Origin of the sequence: Microbulbifer agarilyticus (genome assembly GCF_019800665.1) — a bacterium.
Lineage (GTDB): Bacteria > Pseudomonadota > Gammaproteobacteria > Pseudomonadales > Cellvibrionaceae > Microbulbifer > Microbulbifer agarilyticus_C.
This window is the reverse complement of record NZ_JAHVKO010000005.1, coordinates 118,011-142,810: the sequence shown is the minus strand read 5'-3', so window position 1 is coordinate 142,810 and position 24,800 is coordinate 118,011. Positions and strand designations below refer to the sequence as shown.

Sequence of the window (24,800 nt, the reverse complement as noted above, 5' to 3'; positions counted from 1 at the left end):
TCACCATCAATGGCTATCCCTTCCCACGTCCTCGAAACCGAGTTCCCCGACCTCGCCGACAGCATCCGCCACCTGGTCCAGGACAGCATCCAGTACAAAAACGACCACGATAATTACCACAAGCTCGATAAGGCTATTCGTGGTTTGGAAGAGCGCGGTGTGGCGACGGATGACCACCACTTCAGAGAGCTAAAAACCAAACGCGCGCGGCTGAAAGACCAGCTATATACGCAGGCGAAGAATTACCGCTCTCACTGAGGCGTGTCGCTCGCGCCCTGGTCGAGGGAATATGGGAGGCGAGTCTGCCAAGTCAGAATCGGGTCAGTTCGTCACGCAGGTCCTGCTCCAGATCCTTGGGCTCACTGATCCATACGCTGTTGTCGGCGCCGGGAAAGACGCCGACTTCGATGCCGTCTTTGTTCAGGCCCGGTAGCCAGCGGTTAAGGAACTGGGGTAGGGGAATACTCTTGGGCGTTAGGTCGTTGCTGTCTTCGGCACAGTTTTGGGAATAGTGCTCGGCGAAGTCGCTGCTGGGCCAGATGGGCAGGTATTCGAAGCCGCCGTCTTCCTCTCCGTGCAGTTTTAGGAAGTGCTCGTCGCTGTTGATCAGAATCCAGATTTCCCGTTCTTCACCCACGGCATCCAGAAAGTATTCAAAGCGCTCCTCGGCGGTCTGTGCCAATACGCTTTGCAGGTGGTCGTTGCTCATTTTTTCTCTCACTTCTGTCCGTTCGCATGTCAGCGATACGGCTACTCGCCATTTTCTTGGTTCGCAGTTTACGGGTTTTGCCGCTCGATTACTTGGCACTGTTCGTCCCGCATTAGCTTCCAGGCATCACACTCACGCCCGTCGGGCATTGTGCAGGTACTGACCTGATCGCCGCTAGGCTGCGTATAGGTCCCTGGCTTACCGCCGATTTTGGCGCAGTGCTCCGCGGCTGGGTTGCTCTGGTCGAGTATGGCTTTGCCATCGTTATCTTGTCGCTCGCTGCAGGCGTTAAGTAACGGAAGTGCGGCAACCAGGAGTATTGGGTAGAGTACTGTGTTGATAAGTACACGGCGTACCTTTGGGGTTGTGGGTATCAATGTTGGGCGCATGTTCCGTTTTCACCTGTCATAAATGTAATCAAGGAGTTTTGATGAAACGTTTTGTTTATCTGGCCGGCCTGTTGGCCTGCCTGTCTGGGCTCGCTCAGGCGCAGGACATCAAGTTGCCGGAGCGGCTTCCGGAGCTGTCGGTCACCGACGAATCGGCACTTGGTACTGCGGACTCAGGCGTGAAGCCGGGCGCCAAGGTGGCCGATTTCAGCGTGCTTGATCATAAGGGTAGCCCCGTATCCCTGGAGGCTCTGGCAAAAGACAAGGCACCGCTGCTGGTGATCTTTTACCGGGGTGGCTGGTGCCCCTACTGCAACGTGCAGATCCGTCAGCTGGCGGAGGCCTGGCCGGAATTCGAGAAGCGCGGCGTTACCCCGGTACTGGTGAGTGTGGATAAGCCGGATGCCAGTGCCATGGCCAAGGCAACCTATGAGATTCCCTTCCCGGTACTGTCCGATCCAGACCTGAAGGCGCATGAGGCATTTGATGTAATTATCGAGATCGACGATGCCACCGCGGAGAAGTACAAAACCTACGGTATTGTGCTGGAGGATTGGTCCGGGCGGGATCACCACAAAATCGCGGCCCCCGGTATCTTCCTGCTGGATAAGGCGGGTACCGTGGAGTGGGCCCATGTGTCCAAAGATTACAAAACCCGTCCGAGTGTCGAGCAGTTGCTGAATATGCTGGATAACCGTGGGCAGTAAATAGGTGGAAACATGGCTGGTGGGGACGGCTATTAGCGCGCTCGCCAGTGCTTACTGGGCCTTTATGCCACCTGAGGTCTGTAGCTGCTGGGCCACCAGCTCCGCGGTTTTGGTGGCGTTGTAATCCATGATCAGTTGCGGTTCATCGGTAAACACACCATCGGCGCCCATGGCGGCGACCAGGTTCAGGTCGTGTGGGTGGTTTACGGTAAATACGTAGCTTTTCAGGCCGCGTTTGTGCCCGTCGGCGATAATCTCGGGGCAGACAAAGTTGAGGCTGTGGTGCAGTGAATAGGCTTCCAGCGGCTCGGCGCAGGCGGCCAGATCCAGTGGCACCCCATCAATGAGTACGCCTCTGCGTACCTGGGGAATCAACTGTAGGCACTGATACACTTGGCGGTGGTCGAACGAGGATAGGATGTACTGCTCGTAGCTGGCACCGTTATCGCGGACGTAGGCTTCCAGCTCTTTTGCCGCCAGTGCTGCGCAGTTGGGGCCTTTGAGTTCGATATTGAGCTGTGCGTTGTTGCCAATCAGCTCCAGCACCTCCCGCAGGGTGGGGACCTTCTCACCACCCGGCAACAGCATTTTGCGCAGGGCGGCGGGGGCCATATCCGTCAGTAGTTCCTGGCCCGCGAGCAGGCGTCCCAGACGACGGTCGTGTTTGACCATCAGCTCTCCCCCCACATTCCACACATCAATTTCCACACCGTCGATATCAAACTCCAGTGCGTGAGTGATGGCCTGCAGGGTATTTTCCGTGGCGCGCTTGGGATAGCCACGGTGAGCAAAGCAAAAGAGGGTGTCGCTGGTTCGCATCTCGACGTCCACGGTGGCGGAGGTCTCCCAAGGGTGTACCAGAAGTATGACCATGAGGTGACAGCGTCACAAATACGCAGGGTAGAAAGTGCCGGAATTTTTTAGATCATTTAACGAAACACTGAGGCACGTTTATAACTGAACGGCTTTACGGTGGCTCGGAAGGGCTTATGTCGAAGTTTTACGAGGGGGAGGAGGAAAACGGGCGCCGTGAAGCGCCCTGAGAGGAGCGGCCAGTTTACTGGCCGGCAAGTGCTCGGTATTGCCCGCAGTGGAAGACCAGTGGTTCACCACCCGCGGCGGAAAACTCCACTACCTCGCCCAGCAGGATGGTGTGGTCGCCACCCTCGATATTCTGCACGCGGCGGCAGTGAAATATGGCCGCACAGTCGTCGAGGTGCGGGACACCATTGGCGTCCTTGTGCCATTTCACCTGGCCAAACTTGTCGGCACCGCGGCCCGCAAACAGGTTGGATACGTTTTGCTGGTCGCCTTTCAGTACGTGTACCGCGAAGTACTCCCCTTCGGTGTAGGCCGCGTAGCTCATACAACCGCGGTCGATGCTCCACAGGATCAACGCAGGGTCCAGGGACACGGAGTTAAAGCTGTTGACGGTCATGCCGACCGGCTCACCCTGTGCATTCAATGCGGTGACCACGGTCACGCCGGTGGCGAACTGCCCGAGGGTGTCGCGCAGGGCGCGGGCACGCTCGGCCTTGGCCTGAGCGTCTGCGGCAGGCTTGGCAGGATTTGCTGATTCCCCGGAAGGGGTGGGTTGGGTGGATGCCGTCATACTTCGTTCAAATTGTGTACAAAAAATGTGCGGGCGGCCATTCTACGGGAAAAGTGCCGCCGGCGCGTGATTTTCTTTCGTTGGCCTACTGGAGTTCCTGGTTAGGAGTCCATCAATGGCACACAGCGCTTGCTCAGGTTGTCGCGCTGGGCAATGCCACTGCCGGTGAGGGCGAAGCCGAGCAGTTGGCCATCGTTGCTCAGGAATTCCGCGACGACGCCGTCTTCGAGCTTGGTGACCTTCCAGTCTGCAGTGCCTTCGGCAAAGCTGCCGGCACGCGGCGGGCATACCACGGTGGGGCGCAAGGTGGTTTTCACCGCTACTGGCAAAGTGCCGTACTGCACCTCGGTGTGGTTGCCGGCAAGGGTTTGTGCCAGCGCGCGTGCACTCTGGGTCAGGGGCGCGACAAAGAACAGGTTGTGGCCATCGACTTCGGCGCAGTCGCCGAGTGCGAAGATGTCCGCGTCGCTGGTTTGTAGCGCGCGATTGGTGGCGATACCGCGTTTGACGGTGAGGCCGGCGCTTTCCGCCAGCCCCACGTTGGGCTTGAGGCCCAGGGCGGCCAGTGCTAGGTCTGCTTCGATGACACTGCCATCGGCCAACTGCGCGCGAATGCCGCCGGCACGCTGCTCGAGCTTGGTGACGCCGGCGCCGAAATGGAAGCGCACGCCCGCCTGCTCAAGCGCATTCTGGATATCGCGGCCCGCAGCCTCTGGCAGCAGGGTGGCCAGCGGCCATGCCTGTACGTCCACCACATCCACCGAGTAGCCCGCCTGAATCAGGTCATTGGCGAATTCACAGCCAATCAGCCCCGCGCCGATCAGCAATACGCGCTTGCGGTTGGCCAGTGCGGTGCGGAAGCGGTGATAGTCGGAAAGGTTGTTGACGCGGAACAGGCGCGACATGCCGTTGCCTTCCATCGGCGGCAGCGGCGTGCAGTTGGCACCGGTGGCGAATACCAGGCGGCCATAAGGCAGCTCGGCGCTGATACCACCGTCGGAAACCAGCGACAGTAGTTTGGCCTCGCGATCGAGATTGGTGACGTGGGTGTGCACCAGGATCTCCGCGTTCAGTTCCCGGGCCATATCTTCGGCACTGGCGGTCGCCAGCTGTTGCGGGGTCTTGCCGTGAGCGAGGGAGGCGGACAATAGCGGCTTGGAGTAGAAGGTGCCATCGTCGCCGGTGATCAGGGTCAGCGGGGTGCGCTGGTCCAGTTTGCGGAATTCTTTTGCCAGGTGGTAGCCGGCGAGTCCGGTGCCGATAATCACCAGTGGCAGGGTGTCGTCCAGCTCAATGGGAGCGGCTTCTGCCTGTGCCGTCGAGGCTGCTTCCGGCTCGGGCTGGTTAACCAGCACCATATCGAAATCTTCTTTACCCACGCCACATTCCGGGCAGGTCCAGTCATCGGGGATATCTTCCCAGCGGGTGCCCGGGGCAATGCCTTCTTCCGGCGCACCTTTGGACTCGTCGTAGATCCAGCCGCATACCATGCACTCCCAGATGCGGTTGGCGGAGGTTTGTGCCGAGGTAGTTGGTGTGGGAGCGGCGGCAGCTTGTGGGGCGGTGCTCACTTCAGGTTGCTGGGCGGGTGGATTGCCAACCACGGCCAACATTTCGAATTCATCTTTGCTGGCGCCGCACTCCGGGCAGGCCCAATCGTCGGGCACGTCTTCCCAGCGGGTGCCCGGCGGGATGCCGTCATCTGGTGAGCCTTTGGCCTCGTCGTAAATCCAGCCACAAATCTGGCATTCCCACACGCGGAAGTTGGACATGGTTACCCCTGGAAACTGCTTTATTCATTAAGGTGACCAAGCACTGGTCAGACTTTCGTGGCAGAGGAGTGTAGGGAAAAACGGGGGGAAAGTTAAGGAAGCTGAGCCGGTGCTGGTGGAGCACTTTAATCTTTGTCGCGCTGGGCGATGGTGGTCAGGGCCCGGTGGTAGATGTCATTGACCTGTTCGGGGCTTTCTATGGTCAGCTGCAGGTCTTTGATCAGCCCGTTGCTGAGGCGATATACCCAGCCGTGAACCGCGACTTTCTGCCTCCGATCCCAGGCATCCAGCACCGGGGGCGACTGGCACACGTGAATCACTTGCTCCAGTACATTCAGCTCACACAGCAGATCTCCATGCTGGTGTTGCGGGAACAGTTCGATCAGGGTGTGGTGTTTGTCGCGTACATCCTTGACGTGTCTTAGCCAGCTTTCGATCAGCCCCATGCGGGTATCTTCCAGCGCGGCATTGACCCCACCACAGCCGTAGTGTCCGACCACGAGGATGTGCTTCACCTGCAAGACTTCCACCGCATACTGCAGTACGGATAGGCAGTTTAGGTCGGAGGGTGCTACGACGTTGGCCACGTTGCGATGCACAAACAGTTCGCCGGGCATCAGTCCAACGATCTGATTGGGCGTAACGCGGCTGTCCGCAGAGCCGATCCACAGGTAGTCGGGAGACTGTTGTGCGGAAAGGTCGCGGAAAAAGTCCGGCGCCTGCGCGCGGGTAGTTTCCGACCAGTGGCGATTTTTCTCGATAAGGTCTTGCAGTTCAGGCAAGGCAATCAATCCGTTGGTTAGCGTCGTTTTGGCAGAATATCCTGTTTATGATCGCTGGGGAATACGTTGAATTTCCAGCCGCGGATGCATCTATGCCCTCAGCGGCTAGCGGCCGCTTTATGCCTTCTGCTAACCTGCCAGCTTGCGCTTCAGGCAAAGGCTTTATCCAGCCGCGCATACCGGATCAACAAGGAGATTGAGCCATGGGGCTTCGCAGTGCCAAAATTCGCCGACCACGCCGCTTTAACCGACACAATGCGGTGCAGTCGCGGCGCCGGAAAAAAGTGCTTTGGCTCGCGGCCCAGCGGGCACGTATCCGCAATTACCGCCGCTTCTTCGCCGAGCAGGAGGAGATCGTGATCGAGGCCGAAGCCGGTCAGGTGGATCAGTAATTCATACGTTCCGAAGCTCTCTGTTGAACCGCGTTTAAAAAACAATCATGAGACTGTCTAAGGATGTGAGAATTGGGTAGTTCCGAGAATGATATTGTCACGGTGATCGCCGATTACCGTGACAGCAAACAGGGCGCTGATTTGCTGGCGCTGCTGAATGAATATGCTCTGGACCCCTGCGGTGGGGGTGAACCACTGTCAGAAATTTGTAACGAGCAGTTGCTGGCGCGTTTGGCTGAATTTCCCGGAGCCTTTTCGATCCTGGCTTATCGCGGCGAGCAAGCCGTTGGCTTAACGAATTGTTTTATGGGTTTTTCCACCTTCGCCTGTAAGCCTTTGGTGAACATTCACGATGTGGTGGTGAGCGCGTCGGCACGGGGCGCGGGGATATGCACCAAGATGTTCGAGCATGTGGTGGCAGAGGCCAAGGCGCGAGGGTGTACCAAGATAACCCTTGAGGTGTTGGAGAAAAATCTGCCGGCGCAGGCGGCGTATCGCAAGTGTGGGTTTAAACCCTATGCTCTGGATGAAGAGTTTGGCCAGGCGGAATTCTGGCAGCGCTACCTGTAACCCGCGATTGGGTCAGTTAGCGCTACCAGATTCATATCGAGTTGATCAGCGGTTAAGCAGACCTTTTACCGCATTCGGCAGGTCGGCCGGGAAGATAATGTTCTTGGCATTGTCAGAGGTCGACAGCCCTTCCAGCGCGTTGATATAGCGCTCACCCAACAAGTACATTACCGGCATTTCTTTTTCGCCGATGGCCTGGGTTACCCGCTCAATGGCCTCGCGGCTCGCATCGGCCAGTACTACCTGGGCTTTCGCGTCACGCTTGGAAGCTTCCAGACGGCCGTCGGCCTCCAGGATCGCCGCCTGTTTTTCACCTTCCGCACGGGTTACCGTTGCCCGGCGCTGGCGTTCCGCGGCAGCCTGTTCTTCCATCGCCTTCTGCATGGTCGCGGACGGGTTGATGTCCTGGATCTCAACCGTCTTAAGGTTGATACCCCAGTCGGCAATATCGTCGGAGATTGCTTCTTTCAGCTTCGCCTTGATCAGGTCGCGGGAAGAAAGTGCGGAGTCCAGGGACATTTCACCAACAATGGAACGCAGTGCCGTCTGCACCAGGTTCTGGATCGCAATTTCGTAATCTTCTACACCGTATACCGCCTTCTCCGGGGAGACGATGTTGATGTACGCCACGGCGTTGGCAATGATGGTGGCGTTGTCGTGGGTAATCACTTCCTGCGACGGGATATCCAGCACGATGTCTTTGGTGGTTACCTTGTAGGGCACCTGATCTACGTAGGGAATGATGACATTCATGCCCGGGTTTAAGGTGCTGTGGTATTTACCCAGGCGCTGCACAATGTGCTTGGAACCCTGCGGCACAATGCGGATGCCCATGCCGATGGTAATGATCACCAGCACAACCAGTGCCAGTACTACGGATAATCCTTCCATTTAATTTCCCCAGTTAGGTCTTGTTAGTTTTTTTTCGGTGTTTTTGGTGCTGTGTCGAAGGGCTTACAGTGGGCCGACAACCAGCGTGTTGCCGGAAATATTCAGCACCTTCACCCGTTCGCCCACAGCAATTTGACTGGTGCTCATAAACATCCACTCGTCCTCGCCCAAAATTGGTGCGGGAAAGCGCAGGCGCCCACGGGGTTTGCCAATATTGGTTTCGATTACCGAGCCCACCTGGCCGGTGAGCGCTTCCAGCGCCATGCCCGAGGTGGTGCGATCTCTCCAGTTGGGCTTAATGAATTTTTGCCAGAGAAATACCAGCGCGATGGATAGTCCTGCCCAGATCACCAGTTGCGCGGTAATCGGCATGCCCACTGCCATCAGCAAAACGCCCATGAACAGCGCGGCCAGGCCGAACCAGAAAAGAACAAACCCGGAAACAAATATTTCCGCGGTAACCAGCAACAAGCCCAGCACCAGCCAGTGCCAGTAGGCGATATGTGTATTGAGCCATTCCAGCATGATGGCCTTCTCCTTGGTAATGCGTGAATTTCCTAGCGCTCACAATGTGCGCGTATGCAAGCGGGAGATTATGCCCCAATCCAATGTGGCGCGCGCACTATTGCGCAAGGTAGCAAATTTTGTGATTACTTTTTCACCATAACTCACGGCAGTATTTTTCGAATAGCAGCGAAGTCTGTCGAAAAATAACGAGTGAAAAGTTCGCGAAAACTTCATCAAAGCGCAGCAAAAGTGAGGGGGTGTGCAATACTTTCCGCAGACGACTCCAAGGACGGACTCCCGATGCGAATGACCGCTAACCTGGCCCAGGGCCGCTACCAATACAGTTGCGATGGCAGAACCATGCCGGTGCAGGATGACTGGCAATTGGGGCGCGATGCGCAGGGCCGGCAATTGTTAATCAGCCGCCGTCTGGTGGGCGAGCAGGGCCACGGGATAGAGGTGCGCGCGTTGATGGACGCGGGGCTGGTTACCGAGTGCCGGGTTACCTGGAAAGACGAGATGGATGAGGTAAATGCTCACTACCGTCTCGTCCCCAGTGATGGCGAGGTTGCCTCTCTTGGCGATCCGATCGAAGTGGACTGGACTGGCCCCAACGGACCACAGCAGAAGCTGCTGGAAGGCGAGAACCGTCTGTTGTTCCCGCTGATGCGTATCTTTATGGGGCCACTGCTGCTGCGCCTGTGCGATATGGAGTTCGGCTGTGAAGTGGTTGCGCCGGATATTGTGGACCCGTCGCAGCGGGGCAAGCTACTGGCGCCCAAAGTCAGCCACCGGCGCGCGTCGGTCATGCCCGGTGATGCCAATATCCAGGGTGTGCATGATCTCGGCCCGGATGTCACGGTGTTCTCTTATCAGGGCGATGAGGCCGAGCGCGATGCCCACTGCTTTGTGGACCAGCGTGGACTGCTAGTGGGCTACGATTGGCCCAGTAGCACCGGCCGTCTGTGGCAGGTGCGCTTGCGCGAACTGGAGTGGTCCCCGGAGCTGCAAAGCCTCGTCTGAGTGGTCAGCAATAACTGACTCAACAACGATTCTCGGTATCTATTCCGTGTACACTGGCGGCCCTACGGTCTTCAGGAGCGCGTGCCTTGCCATTCTCCCGCTATCTTACCCCCCGCTTGCGGATTCGCCGCTGGTGGCCTCTGTTGTGTCTGCCCTTGGCGATTGCTGTGAAAGCGCAGGAGACGCCACTGGAGGCTCGGGAGGTTGCGCAGGGGAACATACTGACACCTGAGGATGAGCAGACCGCAGAGCCTGCAGAGGGCGGTGTCATAGCCTTGTGGCAGCTGGACGATAGTGGGCAAAGTGAGGCCATTCGGCAGGAAAATTGTCTGCGTGAACAGCTAGTCACGGCACCGGCCAATATTACGCTCGAAGAAATGCGTATTCGCTGCGAGTTGCGGGTGCTGCGCGGCGACGAGTATCAGGAACAGACCCCTATATTCGCGACCACGCCGGAAGCGATCGAATCGTCCGATGGCCCGCGTATCAGCCAGCGGGCACAGGCCATTCGCGACGCGGCGGAAAACCCCTTTACTCTGGCCTCGCATAAAACCAACTATCTGCTGCCCATCACCTACAACCCCTCTCCGAATAAGGGGGGGCTTGCAGACTATGACCCGGACGGGCTGATCGACCTGGATTCCATCGAGATTCAGTTTCAGCTGTCGGTACAGGTCCCCGTGTGGCGCGGTTTTCTCGGTAAGGCATCGTTTATGAGCTTCGCCTACACCAACCGCTCATTCTGGCAGGCCTACAACTCCGACGATTCCGCACCGTTTCGCGAGACCAATCACGAGCCGGAGTTGATCATGACCTGGCTGAATGACTGGACCCTGTTCGGCATGCAGAACGTGGCCAACCAGCTGGCAATCAACCACCAGTCCAATGGTCGCAGCGAACCACTCTCGCGGAGCTGGAATCGTATTTACGCGAACTTTGTCTTCGAAAAAAATGACTACTATCTGGCGTTCAAACCCTGGTATCGCATCAAGGAAGACAGGGAAGAAGATGACAATCCCGACCTCGAGTTTTATCTCGGTCACTTTGAGTTGACCGGCGGATTCGAAAAGGGCGCGCACAATGTGTCGCTAATGCTGCGCAATAACCTGCGCTCCGATAACAAGGGGGCAGCGGAGCTGCGCTGGAGCTTCCCCATGGGCCGCCGGGTACGCGGCTATGTAAAATACTTCAACGGCTTCGGTGAGAGCCTGATCGACTACGATGAATCTGTACAGACCTTGGGCATCGGTTTTGAACTGGCCCGCAGTACCGGTACTTGATTGAAACGACCTTGCACGGATAGATCCAAGGATGGGATTTGACGACACATACAAGCTAAGCGCCCACGCGGTGATCGCCAATGAGGCCGGTGAGGTACTCCAGTTGCGCGCCACCTACGCGGATAAAACCTGGGGCTTGCCCGGGGGGGCGCTGGACCTGGGGGAAACCATTCACGAAGCGCTGCACCGTGAATGCCGGGAGGAGTTGGGGCGGGAAGTCGTTATCGATTATCTCAGTGGCGTCTATTACCACCGCGTGTACAACTCCCATGTATTTATTTTCCGTGCTCACCTCAAGGGACGCGGTGACATCGTCCTGTCGTCGGAGCATTCAGACTTCGACTATTTCTCCCTCAAAGATCTGACGCCCGTCCAGCGTGTGCGTGTTCAGCATTGTTTGCAGTTTAACGGCGAAGTTCAGAGCGCAAAATTCTGAAGCTGCGCGACTAACCCAGTTTTGATATCACATTTGTGCGAAATTTTGGTGGTAATTGCCAAATATAAATTCGCCGTCAAATTCGCTGTCCGCCTCATTTAGTATCCGCCTTTTATGCTGAACTATAAGAAGAAGTACTATGGGTGTGGAACTGACAATGCCTGACCTGGGCAACCTGAGTGAGCGGCGCCAGCCGCTGGAGTGTCGAGTCGCTCTGGTAAGCAATGATCGAGATCTCAGTCACAACTGGGTGAATGCCCTGAACACCACTGCTGCCCAGCACGAGAACCCGTTTGGCTTGTGTTTTGAGGCGGTAGCGGTCCCTGCGATAGAGTCACGCTTGCGCGAAGACGAGCGCCTGCAGGCAGTGATTATCGACGCCGGTTGTTGTCGCGATGAGCTGAAAAGCGCAGAAACGCTCTCCGATCATATGCACAAGCTGCGCTCGCAGTTGAACGTGTTTCTGGTGGCGCAGGATTCCTTCTTAAGTGAGGAAGGTGGAGCGCCGGCTTCGGTGCGCAAGCGCTTTGACGAGCTGTTTGACCGCCGCGAAGGCAACTTCAACCATATGTTCCGCCTGGTGCAGGCCTTTATCGCCCGCCGAGCCTCCACGCCGTTTGCGGATACCCTGAAAGAGTACGTATTTTCTGCCCGTGACGCGTGGCATACCCCCGGTCATTCCGGTGGCGACAGCCTGCGCAACAGCCCCTGGGTCGGCGATTTTTACCGTTTTATGGGCGAGCATGTGTTCAATACCGACCTGTCGGTATCGGTCCAGGTACTCGATAGCCTGCTGGAACCGCACTCGGTTATTCAGGAGGCGCAGGACCTGGCCGCACAGGTGTTTGGTGCGCGACATACCTTCTTCCTCACCAACGGCACTTCCACCGCCAACAAGGTGGTTATCCAGCAGATTCTCGGTGGCGGTGGCAAGATCATCGTGGATCAGGCCTGCCACAAATCCGTGCATCACGCCATTGTGATGAACCGGATCGAGCCGGTGTACCTGAAGTCTACCCTGCACCCGCAATTCGGAATCTACGGTCCTGTTTGCCGCACGGATATCGAGAAGGCACTGGATGCACACCCGGATGCAGCCCTGTTGGTCATTACCTCCTGTACCTACGACGGCCTGCGTTACGACTTGAAGCCAATTATCGACTACGCCCATGAGCGCGGCGTCAAAGTGCTGGTTGACGAAGCCTGGTATGCACACGGTTATTTCCACAATGAATTGCGGCCCACCGCCCTGGAGTGCGGTGCGGACTACGTGACCCAGAGCTCGCACAAAATGCTGTCTGCGTTCTCACAGGCCAGCATGGTGCATGTGCAGGACCCGGACTTTGATGAGTTCCGTTTCCGCGAAAACCTGAATATGTATGCGTCTACCAGTCCGCAATACTCGATGATTGCGAGCCTGGATGTCGCGCGCAAGCAAATGTCGATGGAGGGCTTCGGGCGTCTGCGCAGCTGCCTGAAAATGGTCGAGACACTGCGTCGTGAAGTAGATGCCACCGGCGTATTCCGCGCACTGACCTGTGACGATTTGATTCCCGCGCCCCTGGCCAAAGACAACATCAGCCTGGATCCAACCAAAGTCACCATCGATGTGACCGCCAGTGGATATTCCGGCAAAGAAATCCAGGTGAAACTGTTCGATCATTTCGGTATTCAGGTGGAGAAAACCACTTACAACACGGTGACTGTGCTGGTTACCTTGGGTAGTACTGAGAGTAAATTACTGCGTCTGGTACACGCGCTGAAACAGTTGGCAAAGCACCCGCGCAAGCGCAGCCACGTTGGCACCGCGCGTCAGTTGCCTGAATTTACTCATCTTAATTGCCTGCCGGCAGATGCCTACTTTTCTGAAACGGAAGAGTTGCCGCTGATGGACAATGGTGTGGCAGCAGAGAAAAAGCTGGTAGGACGAACTTGCGCAGACGAGATCGTACCTTATCCGCCAGGTATTCCTGTGTTGGTACCCGGGCAGGAAATTTCTCCGCAAATTGTGCAGTTCTTGCAGCAGCTCCTGCAGGGGCAAAATAGCACGGAGATCCACGGGCTTATCTTCCGCTCCGACGAGCCGATGATCCGGGTTATGAAGGAGCCCGTAGTTTCTTCGGACGACGGTGCTGCAAAGTCCGGTAAGGCAAAAAAACGCAAGTAAGGCCCTAGATCGAGATAAGGTCGAGGCAAGAACTATGGCAGGGACGCCAGCGCTCGATACCAGTAATGAATCGCCGCAGTGCATTTTACTTGCCGGCGCCCATGGCGGTGTCGGCGCAGCGTTGGCGCAAACCCTGTGCGGGCGTTTCCCGCAGTCCACACTCCTGACCATCAGTCGCCACGACATTCCCCGCCTTTCGCCTAGCCATCAGCATCTGAAAATCGAGCTGGAAAACCCGGCTAGTGTAGCTGATGTACAGGATTGGTTGCTGCGCGGTCCATTGCCCAACTGGGTGGTGAGCTGTTGTGGCACCCTGCACTGGCAAGATCATCGCCCCGAGAAAAGCTTGCGGGAGTGCGATGACCAGGCAATGCTGCACAGCTTCTCAATTAATGCCCTCACACACCTGCATTTGGCCCAGGCGCTAGACCCGCTCTTAAAACGCCGCTCACCACTTACGTGGGCGTCCCTCTCGGCAAAAGTCGGCAGTATTGAAGACAATCATTTGGGCGGTTGGTACAGCTACCGTATGAGCAAGGCCGCGCTGAATATGTTGATACGCAACCTGTCGATCGAATGGGGGCGCAAGGTCGATAGCTGCAAGGTGGTGGCAATTCACCCGGGAACCACCGATACGCCGCTGTCCAAACCCTTCCAGGCCAACCTGTCCGAAGAAAAACTTTTTTCCCCAGCACTTAGTGCTTCACGGATTGCGGACGTGATTCAGAATCTGGCCGAGGATGACACGGGTCGGCTCCTGTTCTGGGACGGCTCGCCGATTCCGTGGTAATACCGGTTTGCCAAGTAAAAATGTGAGCTTACACGCTTTTGGCCACTGCGCACGGCCTTACATACCGCGAAATTGGGATTGATGATTTTTACTAACCGGAAGTGAGGTGGCTTCCCCCTGTAGATGCACAGTCATCTTGCCTTCATTATCTCTGGTGACATGGGAAATATGGGTGAGGTTGACAATAATCCCGCGGTTGATTCTCCAGAACATCTTTGAGTCTAGAGTTTGTCCCAGTGAGCGGAGAGGCTCGCGAATCAGCGCCTGATTATCTCTGGTCACGAGTTTTGTGTACTTCCCTTCTGAGCGGAAATATACAATGTCCTGTACGGGGAAAAAGCGCAGGCTGTTACCCGAGCTGGCGCGAACCCACTGCAATGGTTCGTCATTGGATGTTTCGCGGTTGCCAGGTTTTCCACTCAATCTCTGCCGAAGTCTGCTGACCGTAGCGGCGAGGCGTGCCATCTTTATCGGCTTGAGGACGTAGTCTATCGCTCCTTGTTCGAAGGCGGTTACGGCGTGCTCATCATATGCTGTGACAAACACCACCTGGCATTTATCTCGAACTTGATCAGCGACTTCCAAGCCGTCAAGAGAGGGCATGCGGATATCTAGGAAAGCGACATCGGGCTGGTATTCCTCAATGTATCTGAGAGCTTTGGCTCCGTTATCTGCATGTGCAATGATGCGGAGTTCAGGCCAGAGATCTTCAAGTGCGTCTGCTAATTCCATGCACAGAAGCGGTTCGTCATCCGCGATAATCGCAGTAGGCATTTTGTGGTCCTTACTCAGGAACGGTAATCGTCGCTGTAGTACCAGAATGATTAGACTGAATGGCAAGTGTTGCCTTGCCATGGAAAAATCCATTCAATCGGGCCCTGGTGTTTTCGAGACCTATTCCATGTCGCGATTCTGGATTTTGGGGCATGCCCACACCGTTATCTGAAACGGTTAGCAGGATGTTTCCATTGCGACGCTCGGACAAAATTTTTACTTCGCCTGTGTTTTCCATTGGTGCGATACCGTGAGTAACAGCGTTTTCCACCAGGGTTTGTAACATGAGTGAGGGAAAGGGATTATGTAATAGCTCAGCTGGGACATTGATTGACCACTGTAGCTTGTTTCCCATGCGAATTTGCATGATTTGCAGATAGCTTTGTACGAGATCCAGTTCTTGACCCAGGTCGGCCTTGGCGGCTCTCGCGCGACTCAGGGCGCCCTGGAAGAAGTCGGCCATATGGTCAAGCATAATTTGGGCTTGTTCTACATCCTTACGCATCAGGTAGCGCAGGTTTGCCAAGGTGTTCATCAGGAAATGGGGTTCTATCTGCGCGGTCAATGCGCGAACTTGCGCTTGGAGTACCTGTTCGCGTTGGTTGGATTTCCGCTGCTCGTTGTTTCGTACGATACTGGCGCCAAGGGATAAACAAATGAAAAAGGCGCTAAACGCTGTGCCGGTTACCCATTCCAACCCGGTTTGTTGCCAGCTGATGTGGGTGCCAGGGTGCTCCAGATGAGCGATCTGAGCTGCGAGTCCCCCGCCGATTATGACGCCGAATACGGATGCACTGATAATGTAATGCCACTCGGGGTTACTGCCTTTCCAGTGTGCCAGTGCTGCGAGCAGTACGTAGGCTGAAGCGAAAGAGACCCATAGTTTGACCAGCAAGGCCAATGCTGGTCCCTTACCAGATAAATGGTAGAAGAGCCCGAGAATTACAACGAAGAGGGCCGTTGGCACGATAGCACGGCGGAAACTGAATTCCCCGAGGAGCCCCTGATGAGGGCTCCCGGGAAACAAAAAGCGTAGGATTGGATTCATCTCACGCCTTATCTCTGTTGCAGGTTCAGGTTGTCAGGGTTGGTTCGTTGCAGCGGCCCTGTGGTCGCGACGTTAGTCGGGACTGCCTCGAACTCGGCATCCTTTAGCCAGACCTGTCCCTGATTCTCAATTAATACGCCGAATGAGATTCTCTCTCCATCCGCCGGTACATCGAGAACAACCTCATAAGGACTCCAGCCTTGCGTACCTTTAATCGGCCTGTCCATCATATTGTCGAAGGCGACAGCGTTCTTTTCTGTTGCATTAATACGCATCCACAATCCGCTCCACCCTTTTACGTCCTCGGCTTTTACTTGTGCGGAAAAACGCACGCGGCTACCGCGATACTCTTCAGCACTGAATTGTTGCATAGCAGTGATAAAGCCCTCCGTGGGCGATTCGCACTGCAAGGTAATATTGCCATCGCCAAGATGGTCGAGCTGTCGATCGGTTCCTGCGGTACAGGCAGCCAGCGCCGGATTTTTTCCTGTTTTAAACCAGGATTCAGGCAGTTGATCACTGATGCTATTTGCATGCACTGCGGTTGCCGCCAGGGTGGCCGCAATCAATACCCTGTAATTCATAAGTCACCTCCATTGTTTGGGAGACTGACAAGATAGGCACTTCCATTGAGTGATCAATGTCATGCGATAAATGGGTGATATACCTGTATAAAACGGCCTAAACCGGAGTGAGTCAAATACTGTTGGGTAAATTCTTGGGCTTTTGGAGGGGTTAATGGGGGCGGGCGTAAGGCTGTGTATAGTCTCCCGCAGGCATTCTATTTATTCTGCGATTGAGTCGAATCCGTTATTTCAAGAAGGTTCTGTGTGACGTGTGCCTCAGCTGACGGTGAATTTCGATCGACTGTATCGTATTTTTTTGCCGACTCGGTCAGTATTATGCAGCGAAATTGACCTCACAATATGCGTAAAAAATAATCGATAGCCGAGACGCTAATACTAGCAGCGGGCCTGGGGGGAATAATGCTAAAAAAATGGAATAACTTGCTGGGGCTATGTTTTTTTTGTGTTGCCACCGGGGCAGCGGCCAACACCGCGCCCACGTTTCTCGCTGTGGATTTGCAAGAAGCAAAGAGAGTCAGTACCGGTTCCCAGTCGCAATTATTGGACTTTTCTGACATTCCTCCCAATCAAGATGTTCGCGTATTAATTCACCTCCGTCAGCCGCCATTGGTTAAACAAATCAAGACTAGGGTTGCAGGAGCGAGCCGCACGACGATGCCGTCTTCGCTGGTGACCATGCTTCGTCAAATTGAATCCACCCAAGCACAGTTGATTGGCAGACTGCGCTCGAGTCAGCTCACGCGCGGAAAGATCAGGCGATTCAACCGTGTAGTCAATGCGATAGCGACAAATATGAAGGCTGGTGACATCGACAAGGTGTTGGCAATGCCGGACGTTCAATCGGTCACGCTCAGTCGCAAGATGGGTGTGCTGCTCACTACGAGTCTCGACCAGATCGGTGTGCCGGCGGTATGGGCGATGCAGGATGGCAGCGGCAGTTCTTTAACTGGTGAGGGAATCACCGTTGCCATTCTTGACACCGGGATCGATTACACGCACCCAGACTTGGGCGGGTGCTTCGGCAATGGCTGTAAAGTCTCCGCGGGCTGGGATTTCGTCAATAATGACGCCGATCCAATGGACGACCATTCCCACGGCACTGTTGTGGCCGGTGTAGTTGCTGCTGATGGCACCTTACTGGGCGTCGCGCCTGGGGCCAGGCTGCATGCATACAAGGTACTCGATGAGAATGGTGAAGGGTGGGACGATCAGATCATTGCTGGTATCGAGCGCGCGGTGGATCCTGACGGTGATCCGATGACTGACGACGCAGTGGATGTGATCAACCTGAGCCTGGGCGGATGGGGCGGTAGCTCAGCGGCCGTTTCATTAGCTGCAAATGCAGCAATGCAGGCAGGTGTGGTGGTGGTCGCCGCTGCAGGGAACGATGGCCCGTGGCTAAATTCTATCAAAGCACCTGGTAGCGCCACGGACGTCGTTACCGTCGGCGCTGTCGATGACTCCGGCACTCTCGCAAGTTTCAGTTCTCGCGGCCTGTTTGGTACCGGCTTGGATAGACAGTCCGATGTAGTCAAGCCTGAACTGGTGGCGCCCGGCGTAGACATCTATACCACCGACCTTGGCGGTAATTATGCAAGTTATTCCGGAACATCATTGGCCGCACCACATGTAGCGGGCGCTGCTGCTCTGCTGCGCCAGCTGCACCCGACATTAAGTAGTCAGGACATCAAGTCCTTGCTGGTTAACCAGGCATCAACTGTGGCTGGGAATATTGCCGATGTCGGTGCGGGCTTGGTGAATGTGGCGCGTTCGGCACAAGCGAAATTTCTTGTTTCGCCAGCTACCTTGTATTTAGGGCACGTGGGCGAGCATACGATTGATAGCGACCTCGACGTCAAGCTTGTCGTGAAGAACTTGGGTGGCGAGGCTGTTATCGATGTGACGGACTCCGGCGACTTCCCTGAGGGAGCACGCCTGGTGCCTGACGACTCACAGCTCACCTTGTATTCAGCTAGTGAGCGCATGGCGACCGCAACGTTAAGTGTTGATACCGAGGTGTTTGATTATCCAGATGATCTTCGCACGGCATTCGGTTCGAGTTTACGACTGGAGTCGGCAGAAGGTACGGTGAATATTCCGGTTGGGTTTCATCGCGCGGAGCTGTTGCAAGTGAAGTCATCGCAAACTCCATATGACTACTGGAGCTACAGTGCGCAGCTCTTTGATCAAGATCATATCTATTCAGGATATACAGACTCCTACGATAGCAGTGAAAGCTCGCTATATATTGCTGTGCGCGACCAGCCAGTAACTGGCATTGTAGAAACATGGGGTACGGACACGTTACATGGTGTTACCGGGCACCTTTTGGCAGACGGGCCAATCGTGGTTCCCGCTGGTCTCACGGGCTTCCGTATTGTGAAACCGGATATAGGCAACGGACGTCAGGCTGAGTTTGTTGAGCAAGCCGTCGAGGTGACGCATGTCGGAAATCCTGACTTTCGGCTGCGGAGAGGGTTTGGTGGGGACTTAGAGCCGTCAAAGTTTTCCGGTCTGACACCGGGATTCAAGTTTGGTTATATGGGAGTGATGCAGGACGCAAGCCAGAGCCCCTATAGCCGCGATTTGTACTTCCTGAAAACCCAGCAGGATGCTCCTGCGGAAGATATTACGTTTGACGTCGAGAGCTTTCATTCCTCTCGGTTGTTGATTAGTAACCCCCTGTGGAATCTCTCAGGATACAAGCTTGTTACCTGGGTTATGAGTTACTCCGAGCAGGGGGGAACTGAGGGGTTTGGCGGTATCAGCCCTGAGCATAATCAATCAATGTTACTGACTCTCCACGGCAACGAATCAGTGCCGATTGAGTGGCCGACATTTCCCACATTTAGTACGCGGATAGAGGGGGAGGGTACGCGGTCAGATTCGGCGGAGCTCTCTATTGGCCAGGAGGGCTACAAAAAGCTCAACCGGAGTGATTCCGATGTGGATAGAGTTTCGATATTTCTAGCCCGTGAAAACGGCGATATGGTTATGGGACAGGGACTCAGGTTCTGGTCCGCACAGCTGGAAAATCATGCTGGACAGTATCGACTGCAGCCCGACCGTAATGGCTACGTTTCCTTAAAGTCGGTATCAGATAGTTGGGGTAATGGGTACTGGGACGACATCACCTATTCCGTTTCGTGTGCTGATACCGGGCAGTTTTTATCTAGTGGCTCAGTAATACACGCGTCCTTTTATAGTGATTACTCTGGCTGCAACACGATAGCGTTTGAGTTTCGTTATCCTGTTTTTCTTGGAGACGCCAAGTTAGAGGCGACTTCGACAGTTCGTATGGCAAATATGGATCTGTCGGTGTCACCGCGCATAAAGATGGTGGAGCTGATCAATGATGGGAAGGTATCGGTTTACGCGGAGAGCAATGCTGCGATCAATATTTATCTCGATGAAGCCCAGGCAATTTCTGAGTTCATGGTGGAGATCGCATTGGACGGTGGTGCCTGGGAGGTTCTGAATTCCGAATATCTCGACGGGAAGTATGTGACGCCCTTACCTGTAATTGATGGAGTGTCAGAGGTCGCGCTGAAGATCTCCGCGGAGACGGCGGACGGCAACAGTATTGTTAATGTCATAAACGGCGCGTTTCTTCTTGGGTCTGATGTCGCACAGCAAGTCGATCTTGATGATGATGGGGTCGTCGATGACTTGGATCATTTTCCGTTCGACCCGATGGAATCTGGTGATGCTGATGGGGATGGTATCGGAGACAATTCCGATACAGACCGTGACAACGACGGTGTGGAGGATAGTGTCGATGCATTTCCGGATGACCCTACCGAGTGGCTCGACTCAGATGGAGACGGTATCGGCAACAATGAGGATACCGATGACGACGGTGACGGCGTTCCTGACGCGGAAGACCAATTACCATTAAATCCGAACGAGTCCGTTGATACAGATGGAGACGGTATCGGCAACAATGAGGATACCGATGACGATGGTGATGGCGTTCCCGACGCTGAAGACCAACTGCCATTGAATCCAGATGAATCCGTTGATACAGATGGAGACGGCATCGGCAACAATGAAGATACCGATGACGACGGTGATGGCGTCCCTGACTCTGAAGACCAGCTACCTCTCAACCCGAACGAATCTGTTGATACCGATGGAGACGGCATCGGCAACAATGAAGATGCCGATGATGACGGTGACGGCATTCCCGACGCGGAAGACCAATTACCTCTCAATCCGAACGAATCCGTTGATACTGACGGGGACGGCATCGGCAACAATGAAGATGTCGATGATGACGGTGATGGTGTTGAGGACAGTGAAGATGTGCAGCCGCTCAACCCGACTTATTGGGATGTTGCCAATGCAGCGGTGCAAGGAAGTAGCGTTTCGTTGCAAAACCTGGAAGTTGGTCGTGGGGATCAGAACATCGTAGTTAACGTATTTAAGCTGAATACAAATGCAACTCTCAAGCTGCGCTCGATAACGTTGCAGGCGCGGGGGAGTGGAAATGATAGTGTTGGTATCGATAGGGTCGCGCTGCACATTGATGCAAATGAAAATGGAATGCTGGACGCTCAAGATCAGCTATTGGCAGAGGGTGATTACCTCGTCAATAACGGCAGTCTAGTGCTGGAGCTGGATGAGCCGATTTCGTTACCCGTCGGGCACCAGCAATTCATAGTTACCTATGACGTAGCGCCGTAACAGGGAGTCGATTATGAGAATTCATTCAGCGTTATCAAGTGTATTCCTTTGTGCGGTGGTGCTAAGTGGGTGCGGTGGTGGCGGCAGCGGTGGAGGTAACGACAGTGAATCACCTGATGTGTCAGTACCAACACCTGTTAGTACCAGCTCTAGCTACAGTGCAGATGTTGTCGGTATAGATGTGGTGCGTGCTGATTCCGGTGAAAGCGTTTCCGTGTCAGGGCTCCCTCTCGAAGGTAACGAAATTAACGTACCAGATGAGTAAGGAGGTTAAGCTGGATACATGGGTATAAGTTGAGCCCCTCTAGCCAGCGAGTGGATCGCCGCGTTCAATCAGTAGATCCAGATCTGCTCCCAATGGGATGGTGCCAACGCTGTGGCTGTTGTGCCGGTGTAGCCGCGACTGGATATACGCATCTGCTACCGGTGCTGGACTACCCTGAATCAACAGGTGGGCCTGCATGGTGAGTGCCAGCTGGTCGGCAATATCGCGGGCGCGGTATTCCAAGTCATTGTCTTTGCTGAGCTCTGCTTTCAGGTGAGTCAGTGCGCGGTCAAAGCAGAGGTCGGATCCGGCGCTTTGTGTCAGTTCATCGATCCAGCTGTCGAGGATTTCTGGCTCCTTGTGTTTGGTGCGCAGAATATCCAGGGCCTGAATATTGCCCGAGCCCTCCCAGATGGCGTTCACTGGGGCATCCCGGTATAGGCGTGCGGTAATGAAATTTTCGATCAGGCCGTTACCGCCGAGGCACTCCATGGCCTCGTAGTTGTGGTGCGGTGTGCGTTTGCAGATCCAGTACTTGCCCACTGCGGCGCCCAGCCGTAACAGGTGTCGCTGGTGTTCCTCATTCGGGTGGTCCAGTGCCTGCGCGATGCGCATGTTGAGTGCCAGTGAGCCTTCGACTTCCAGCTGCAGGTCTGCCAGCACATTTTGCATCAGCGGCTGGGCTGACAGCTTTTTGCCGAAGGCGCTGCGGTGTTGCGCGTGGTAGATGGCTTGCAGTGTTGCCTGTCGCTGGGCTGCGGCTGAACCGATCATGCAGTCGAAGCGGGTCAGGGCCACCATCTCGATAATCGTTTTTATCCCCGCGCCTTCATCGCCCACCAGCCAACCTACGGCATCGCGCAGCTCCACTTCCGAAGAAGCGTTAGCTACGTTACCGGCCTTATCTTTTAGCCGCTGGATCTCGATTGGGTTTTTGCTTCCGTCTGGCCGCCAGCGCGGTACCAGAAAGCAGCTCAGGCCTTCGGCGGTTTGTGCGAGCATCAGGAATCCGTCGCACATGGGCGCCGACAGGAACCACTTGTGGCCGCGGATTGTGTACACGCCTGCGGCTTCGCCTGGCGAGGGTGTGGCATGGCTAGTGTTGCTGCGTACGTCAGATCCGCCCTGTTTCTCTGTCATGCCCATACCAATGGTGAGCGCCGGTTTTTCGAAATAAGGGCGATCGCTGTGGTCGTAGGCCTGTTCCGTGATTTTGGGTAACCAGACCGCGGCAATTACAGGGTTTCTCTGTAGTGCGGGCAGGCAGGCAAAGGTCATGGTTACCGGGCAGCAGTGGCCGGATTCCAGCTGGCTGTGGAGGTAGTATTTGGCCGCGCGCACGATGTGCGCGCCCGGTTGTGGATCTGTCCAAGGGGAAGAGTGCAACCCTTCGCTCTTCGCCAGCTGCATCAACTGGTGATATGCGGGGTGGTAATTGACCTGGTCGATGCGGTTGCCCACGCGGTCGTGGGGCTCAAACTCTGGTTTGTGCGCGTTGGCCTGAAAACCGCGCTCGATCCACTCGGGACGCCCGCAGATTTCTCCATAGCGCTGTAGGTCATCCTCGCCCCAGTGCCCGCCATAGCGAATGACCGCCTCTTTGAGAGCGTCATCCCCGGCGTAGAGGTTATGTCCCTGCAGTGGCTCAGGTTGGTTGAAGACCTGGTGCGTGCTGGTTTGTGCTGGACCGTTATTATTATTTCGCATAGTCGCTGGATCTGGCCGTTATTTGGGGCGCTCTCAAGGCGGCAACTAAGCCCTGAGATCAGTAACGGATATCCTAGCGGTTTATCTGGTGGCAGGCTTGCCTTCTGGCGCGGAATGGATCGTGCTTGTCAGATATTGCTTGAGGATTAGATACTGCGCTTGCCGGACAGGTTTAGGGTAAGCTCCAGCAGGCCGGCCCAGGGGTCCATTTCCTTACCACCTTTGATGGCGTTATCCACAGCGCGAGCGCGCATCAGGAAGTTTTCCAGATGGCGGGGTCGTAGGCGTTGGCAGGCGGCCTGGATAAGCGACTGACGTTTCTGGATACGCACCAGGCGGCTGATCGGCTGGCCCTCAGAGAGCTTCTGCTGGGTTTCTAGCAGGGTGCGAATTTCCCGGGCGATGGCCCACAGAACGATGGGCGCTTCGACGCCTTCGGCGCGCAGCCCCTGTAGAGTTCGGACGGCACCGGCGGCGTCGCCGGCCAGCGCCTTGTCGATCAGGCCAAACACGTCGTAACGGGCGGAGCTGGCCACGGCGTTGTTCATGATTTCTGCGGTAACCACAGAGTCCTGTACCAGCAGTTTCAGTTTTTCGATTTCCTGGCTGGCGGCCAGCAAATTACCTTCGACCCGTTCGGACAGAATCTGAATTGCTTCTGGCTCGGCATCCAGCCCCGCGGCCCGCAGGCGCTGGTGAATCCAGCGGGGCATTTCTGCGGCCTCCACGGGCCAGACCTGCATCAGTACACCCTTGGCCTCGAGAGCTTTGACCCATTTGCTGTTGAGCTGGGAGCGGTCCAGTCGCGGCAACACCAGTAATAGCAGGGTGTCATCATTGGCGGTTGCGGCAAATTCCTGTAGGGCTTTACTGCCTTTGTCACCGGGCTTGCCGCCGGGCAGGCGCAGCTCGATGACTTTCTTGTCGGCAAACAGTGACATGCTGCCGGCGGCGGAGAGTAGCTGGCCCCAATCGAAATTGTGCTCGCCGTGCAATAGGTCGCGTTCGTTAAACCCTTGCTTGCGTGCTGCCTCGCGGATGCTGTCGCAGCATTCCTGCACCAGCAGCGGTTCGTCGCCGGTAACCACGTATATGGGGTAGAGGCCCTGTCGCAGGTTTTGCTTGAGCTGGCGAGGGTTGATGCGCGGCATATCAGGGCTGCGCCGGGTTGTCGGTGATCGGGGTGCGGATGTCGATGCGGCGCAGGCGGTCGATGATGCGGCCGATCAGTTCGCGGCGCATTTCTTCGCGCTGCAGGCGCTCTTCTTCGCCTTTACTGACGACTTCGTTGTCGTCCCATTCCAGTGTGCGGTAGACGTCGGCTTTGGCCTGGGTGAGTAGGTCGCGGCCGGTGTTGTTGTCCTGCACGCTATACTCGGCGCTGGTAATCAGTTCGTATTCGGAGGCGCGGCCCTTGGCATCCACAGAAACGGTACGTTTGGTTTCGGTTTCCTGGTGGATGGTGAGCGTGTAGTCGGCTTCACTGGGCTCCTCTGCCAGCGGTAGGCCGCTGGTTTGCAGCAGGCGGGTGATGCTGTCGGCCAGTTCGCTTCTTGGGTCTTGGGTGGTGATGTAGAGCTTGCTGCCCGGAGGGAAGTTTTTCGGTGCGCCGCGGAGGTGCCAGCCACAGGCTGAAATAGTGATGGCCAGAATTATTGTAATAGTGCGGAGCAGTGTGCTTTTCATCTTTGTCCGTTGAGTTCTTG

General features: G+C 55.8%; 24 protein-coding genes. 10 read left to right on the top strand and 14 right to left on the bottom strand.

Annotated elements, in window-relative coordinates; all coding sequences use genetic code 11:
* Positions 1 to 9: 9 nt before the first annotated feature.
* On the top strand, positions 10 to 258 hold the full coding sequence (locus tag KUV22_RS13315; protein WP_222231892.1) for a YdcH family protein: 249 nt from the start codon (positions 10 to 12) through the stop codon (positions 256 to 258).
* A 52-nt stretch (positions 259 to 310) separates the two neighbouring features.
* Here the strand turns inward: KUV22_RS13315 and KUV22_RS13310 are convergent, their stop codons facing one another.
* Together KUV22_RS13310 and KUV22_RS13305 are read right to left on the bottom strand one after the other, a co-directional pair.
* Positions 311 to 709 (bottom strand): DUF2750 domain-containing protein, encoded by a 399-nt coding sequence (locus KUV22_RS13310; protein WP_222231891.1) that lies wholly within the window; start codon positions 707 to 709, stop codon positions 311 to 313.
* Positions 710 to 777: 68 nt separating this feature from the next.
* A complete protein-coding gene (locus KUV22_RS13305) occupies positions 778 to 1,098 on the bottom strand; it encodes a putative hemolysin (RefSeq protein WP_222231890.1) in 321 nt (106 codons plus the stop codon).
* 41 nt (positions 1,099 to 1,139) lie between these two features.
* Between KUV22_RS13305 and KUV22_RS13300 the strand changes: the two genes are divergently transcribed.
* Complete coding sequence (locus KUV22_RS13300; protein WP_222231888.1) at positions 1,140 to 1,805, top strand: peroxiredoxin-like family protein; 666 nt, start codon at positions 1,140 to 1,142, stop codon at positions 1,803 to 1,805.
* 51 nt (positions 1,806 to 1,856) lie between these two features.
* Here the strand turns inward: KUV22_RS13300 and KUV22_RS13295 are convergent, their stop codons facing one another.
* The 4 genes from KUV22_RS13295 to can all read right to left on the bottom strand — a co-directional run bounded on the left by KUV22_RS13295 (position 1,857) and on the right by can (position 5,971).
* Positions 1,857 to 2,678: a glycerophosphodiester phosphodiesterase gene (locus KUV22_RS13295; RefSeq protein ID WP_261319548.1), complete on the bottom strand. Its 822-nt coding sequence runs from the start codon at positions 2,676 to 2,678 to the stop codon at positions 1,857 to 1,859.
* A gap of 184 nt (positions 2,679 to 2,862) precedes the next feature.
* Positions 2,863 to 3,417, bottom strand: coding sequence for a flavin reductase family protein (locus tag KUV22_RS13290; RefSeq protein WP_222231886.1), 555 nt, complete (start codon positions 3,415 to 3,417; stop codon positions 2,863 to 2,865).
* A 101-nt stretch (positions 3,418 to 3,518) separates the two neighbouring features.
* Positions 3,519 to 5,189, bottom strand: coding sequence for an FAD-dependent oxidoreductase (locus KUV22_RS13285; protein WP_222231884.1), 1,671 nt, complete (start codon positions 5,187 to 5,189; stop codon positions 3,519 to 3,521).
* A gap of 125 nt (positions 5,190 to 5,314) precedes the next feature.
* Complete coding sequence (gene can, locus KUV22_RS13280; protein WP_222231882.1) at positions 5,315 to 5,971, bottom strand: carbonate dehydratase; 657 nt, start codon at positions 5,969 to 5,971, stop codon at positions 5,315 to 5,317.
* A 203-nt stretch (positions 5,972 to 6,174) separates the two neighbouring features.
* Between can and KUV22_RS13275 the strand changes: the two genes are divergently transcribed.
* Positions 6,175 to 6,363: a hypothetical protein gene (locus tag KUV22_RS13275; RefSeq protein WP_222231881.1), complete on the top strand. Its 189-nt coding sequence runs from the start codon at positions 6,175 to 6,177 to the stop codon at positions 6,361 to 6,363.
* Between the two features lie 72 nt (positions 6,364 to 6,435).
* On the top strand, positions 6,436 to 6,933 hold the full coding sequence (locus KUV22_RS13270) for a GNAT family N-acetyltransferase (protein WP_261319547.1): 498 nt from the start codon (positions 6,436 to 6,438) through the stop codon (positions 6,931 to 6,933).
* Between the two features lie 45 nt (positions 6,934 to 6,978).
* Here KUV22_RS13270 and KUV22_RS13265 read toward each other — a convergent pair whose 3' ends face one another.
* Together KUV22_RS13265 and KUV22_RS13260 are read right to left on the bottom strand one after the other, a co-directional pair.
* Complete coding sequence (locus KUV22_RS13265) at positions 6,979 to 7,824, bottom strand: SPFH domain-containing protein (protein ID WP_222231879.1); 846 nt, start codon at positions 7,822 to 7,824, stop codon at positions 6,979 to 6,981.
* Positions 7,825 to 7,887: 63 nt separating this feature from the next.
* The gene (locus tag KUV22_RS13260) at positions 7,888 to 8,349 is read right to left on the bottom strand and encodes an NfeD family protein (RefSeq protein WP_222231877.1); all 462 of its coding nucleotides are present in this window, start codon (positions 8,347 to 8,349) and stop codon (positions 7,888 to 7,890) included.
* 282 nt (positions 8,350 to 8,631) lie between these two features.
* On the opposite strand from KUV22_RS13260, the gene KUV22_RS13255 reads away from it, so the two are divergent.
* From KUV22_RS13255 to KUV22_RS13235, 5 genes are all read left to right on the top strand, one after another.
* Positions 8,632 to 9,354: a hypothetical protein gene (locus KUV22_RS13255; protein WP_261319546.1), complete on the top strand. Its 723-nt coding sequence runs from the start codon at positions 8,632 to 8,634 to the stop codon at positions 9,352 to 9,354.
* Between the two features lie 86 nt (positions 9,355 to 9,440).
* Entirely contained in the window at positions 9,441 to 10,634 is a 1,194-nt protein-coding gene (locus tag KUV22_RS13250; RefSeq protein WP_261319545.1) for a phospholipase A, read from the top strand.
* Positions 10,635 to 10,665: 31 nt separating this feature from the next.
* Complete coding sequence (locus KUV22_RS13245; protein ID WP_222231875.1) at positions 10,666 to 11,070, top strand: NUDIX hydrolase; 405 nt, start codon at positions 10,666 to 10,668, stop codon at positions 11,068 to 11,070.
* Positions 11,071 to 11,227: 157 nt separating this feature from the next.
* The gene (locus KUV22_RS13240) at positions 11,228 to 13,237 is read left to right on the top strand and encodes an aminotransferase class I/II-fold pyridoxal phosphate-dependent enzyme (RefSeq protein WP_224919193.1); all 2,010 of its coding nucleotides are present in this window, start codon (positions 11,228 to 11,230) and stop codon (positions 13,235 to 13,237) included.
* A gap of 34 nt (positions 13,238 to 13,271) precedes the next feature.
* Positions 13,272 to 14,027, top strand: a complete 756-nt coding sequence (locus KUV22_RS13235) for an SDR family oxidoreductase (RefSeq protein ID WP_222231871.1) — start codon at positions 13,272 to 13,274, stop codon at positions 14,025 to 14,027.
* Between the two features lie 57 nt (positions 14,028 to 14,084).
* Here KUV22_RS13235 and KUV22_RS13230 read toward each other — a convergent pair whose 3' ends face one another.
* The 3 genes from KUV22_RS13230 to KUV22_RS13220 are packed head-to-tail and all read right to left on the bottom strand — an operon-like array spanning position 14,085 to position 16,433.
* On the bottom strand, positions 14,085 to 14,801 hold the full coding sequence (locus KUV22_RS13230) for a LytR/AlgR family response regulator transcription factor (protein ID WP_222231869.1): 717 nt from the start codon (positions 14,799 to 14,801) through the stop codon (positions 14,085 to 14,087).
* Positions 14,802 to 14,811: 10 nt separating this feature from the next.
* Entirely contained in the window at positions 14,812 to 15,849 is a 1,038-nt protein-coding gene (locus tag KUV22_RS13225; protein ID WP_222231867.1) for a sensor histidine kinase, read from the bottom strand.
* Between the two features lie 8 nt (positions 15,850 to 15,857).
* Positions 15,858 to 16,433: a hypothetical protein gene (locus KUV22_RS13220; protein WP_222231866.1), complete on the bottom strand. Its 576-nt coding sequence runs from the start codon at positions 16,431 to 16,433 to the stop codon at positions 15,858 to 15,860.
* A 402-nt stretch (positions 16,434 to 16,835) separates the two neighbouring features.
* Between KUV22_RS13220 and KUV22_RS13215 the strand changes: the two genes are divergently transcribed.
* Complete coding sequence (locus tag KUV22_RS13215) at positions 16,836 to 21,122, top strand: S8 family peptidase (RefSeq protein WP_222231864.1); 4,287 nt, start codon at positions 16,836 to 16,838, stop codon at positions 21,120 to 21,122.
* Between the two features lie 304 nt (positions 21,123 to 21,426).
* On the opposite strand, the gene KUV22_RS13210 is transcribed toward KUV22_RS13215, so the two are convergent.
* The 3 genes from KUV22_RS13210 to KUV22_RS13200 all read right to left on the bottom strand — a co-directional run bounded on the left by KUV22_RS13210 (position 21,427) and on the right by KUV22_RS13200 (position 24,780).
* The gene (locus KUV22_RS13210; protein ID WP_222231861.1) at positions 21,427 to 23,094 is read right to left on the bottom strand and encodes an acyl-CoA dehydrogenase family protein; all 1,668 of its coding nucleotides are present in this window, start codon (positions 23,092 to 23,094) and stop codon (positions 21,427 to 21,429) included.
* A 146-nt stretch (positions 23,095 to 23,240) separates the two neighbouring features.
* Positions 23,241 to 24,245 (bottom strand): DNA polymerase III subunit delta, encoded by a 1,005-nt coding sequence (gene holA / locus KUV22_RS13205; protein ID WP_222231859.1) that lies wholly within the window; start codon positions 24,243 to 24,245, stop codon positions 23,241 to 23,243.
* 1 nt (position 24,246) lies between these two features.
* Entirely contained in the window at positions 24,247 to 24,780 is a 534-nt protein-coding gene (locus KUV22_RS13200) for an LPS-assembly lipoprotein LptE (protein ID WP_222231857.1), read from the bottom strand.
* Positions 24,781 to 24,800 lie beyond the last annotated feature (20 nt).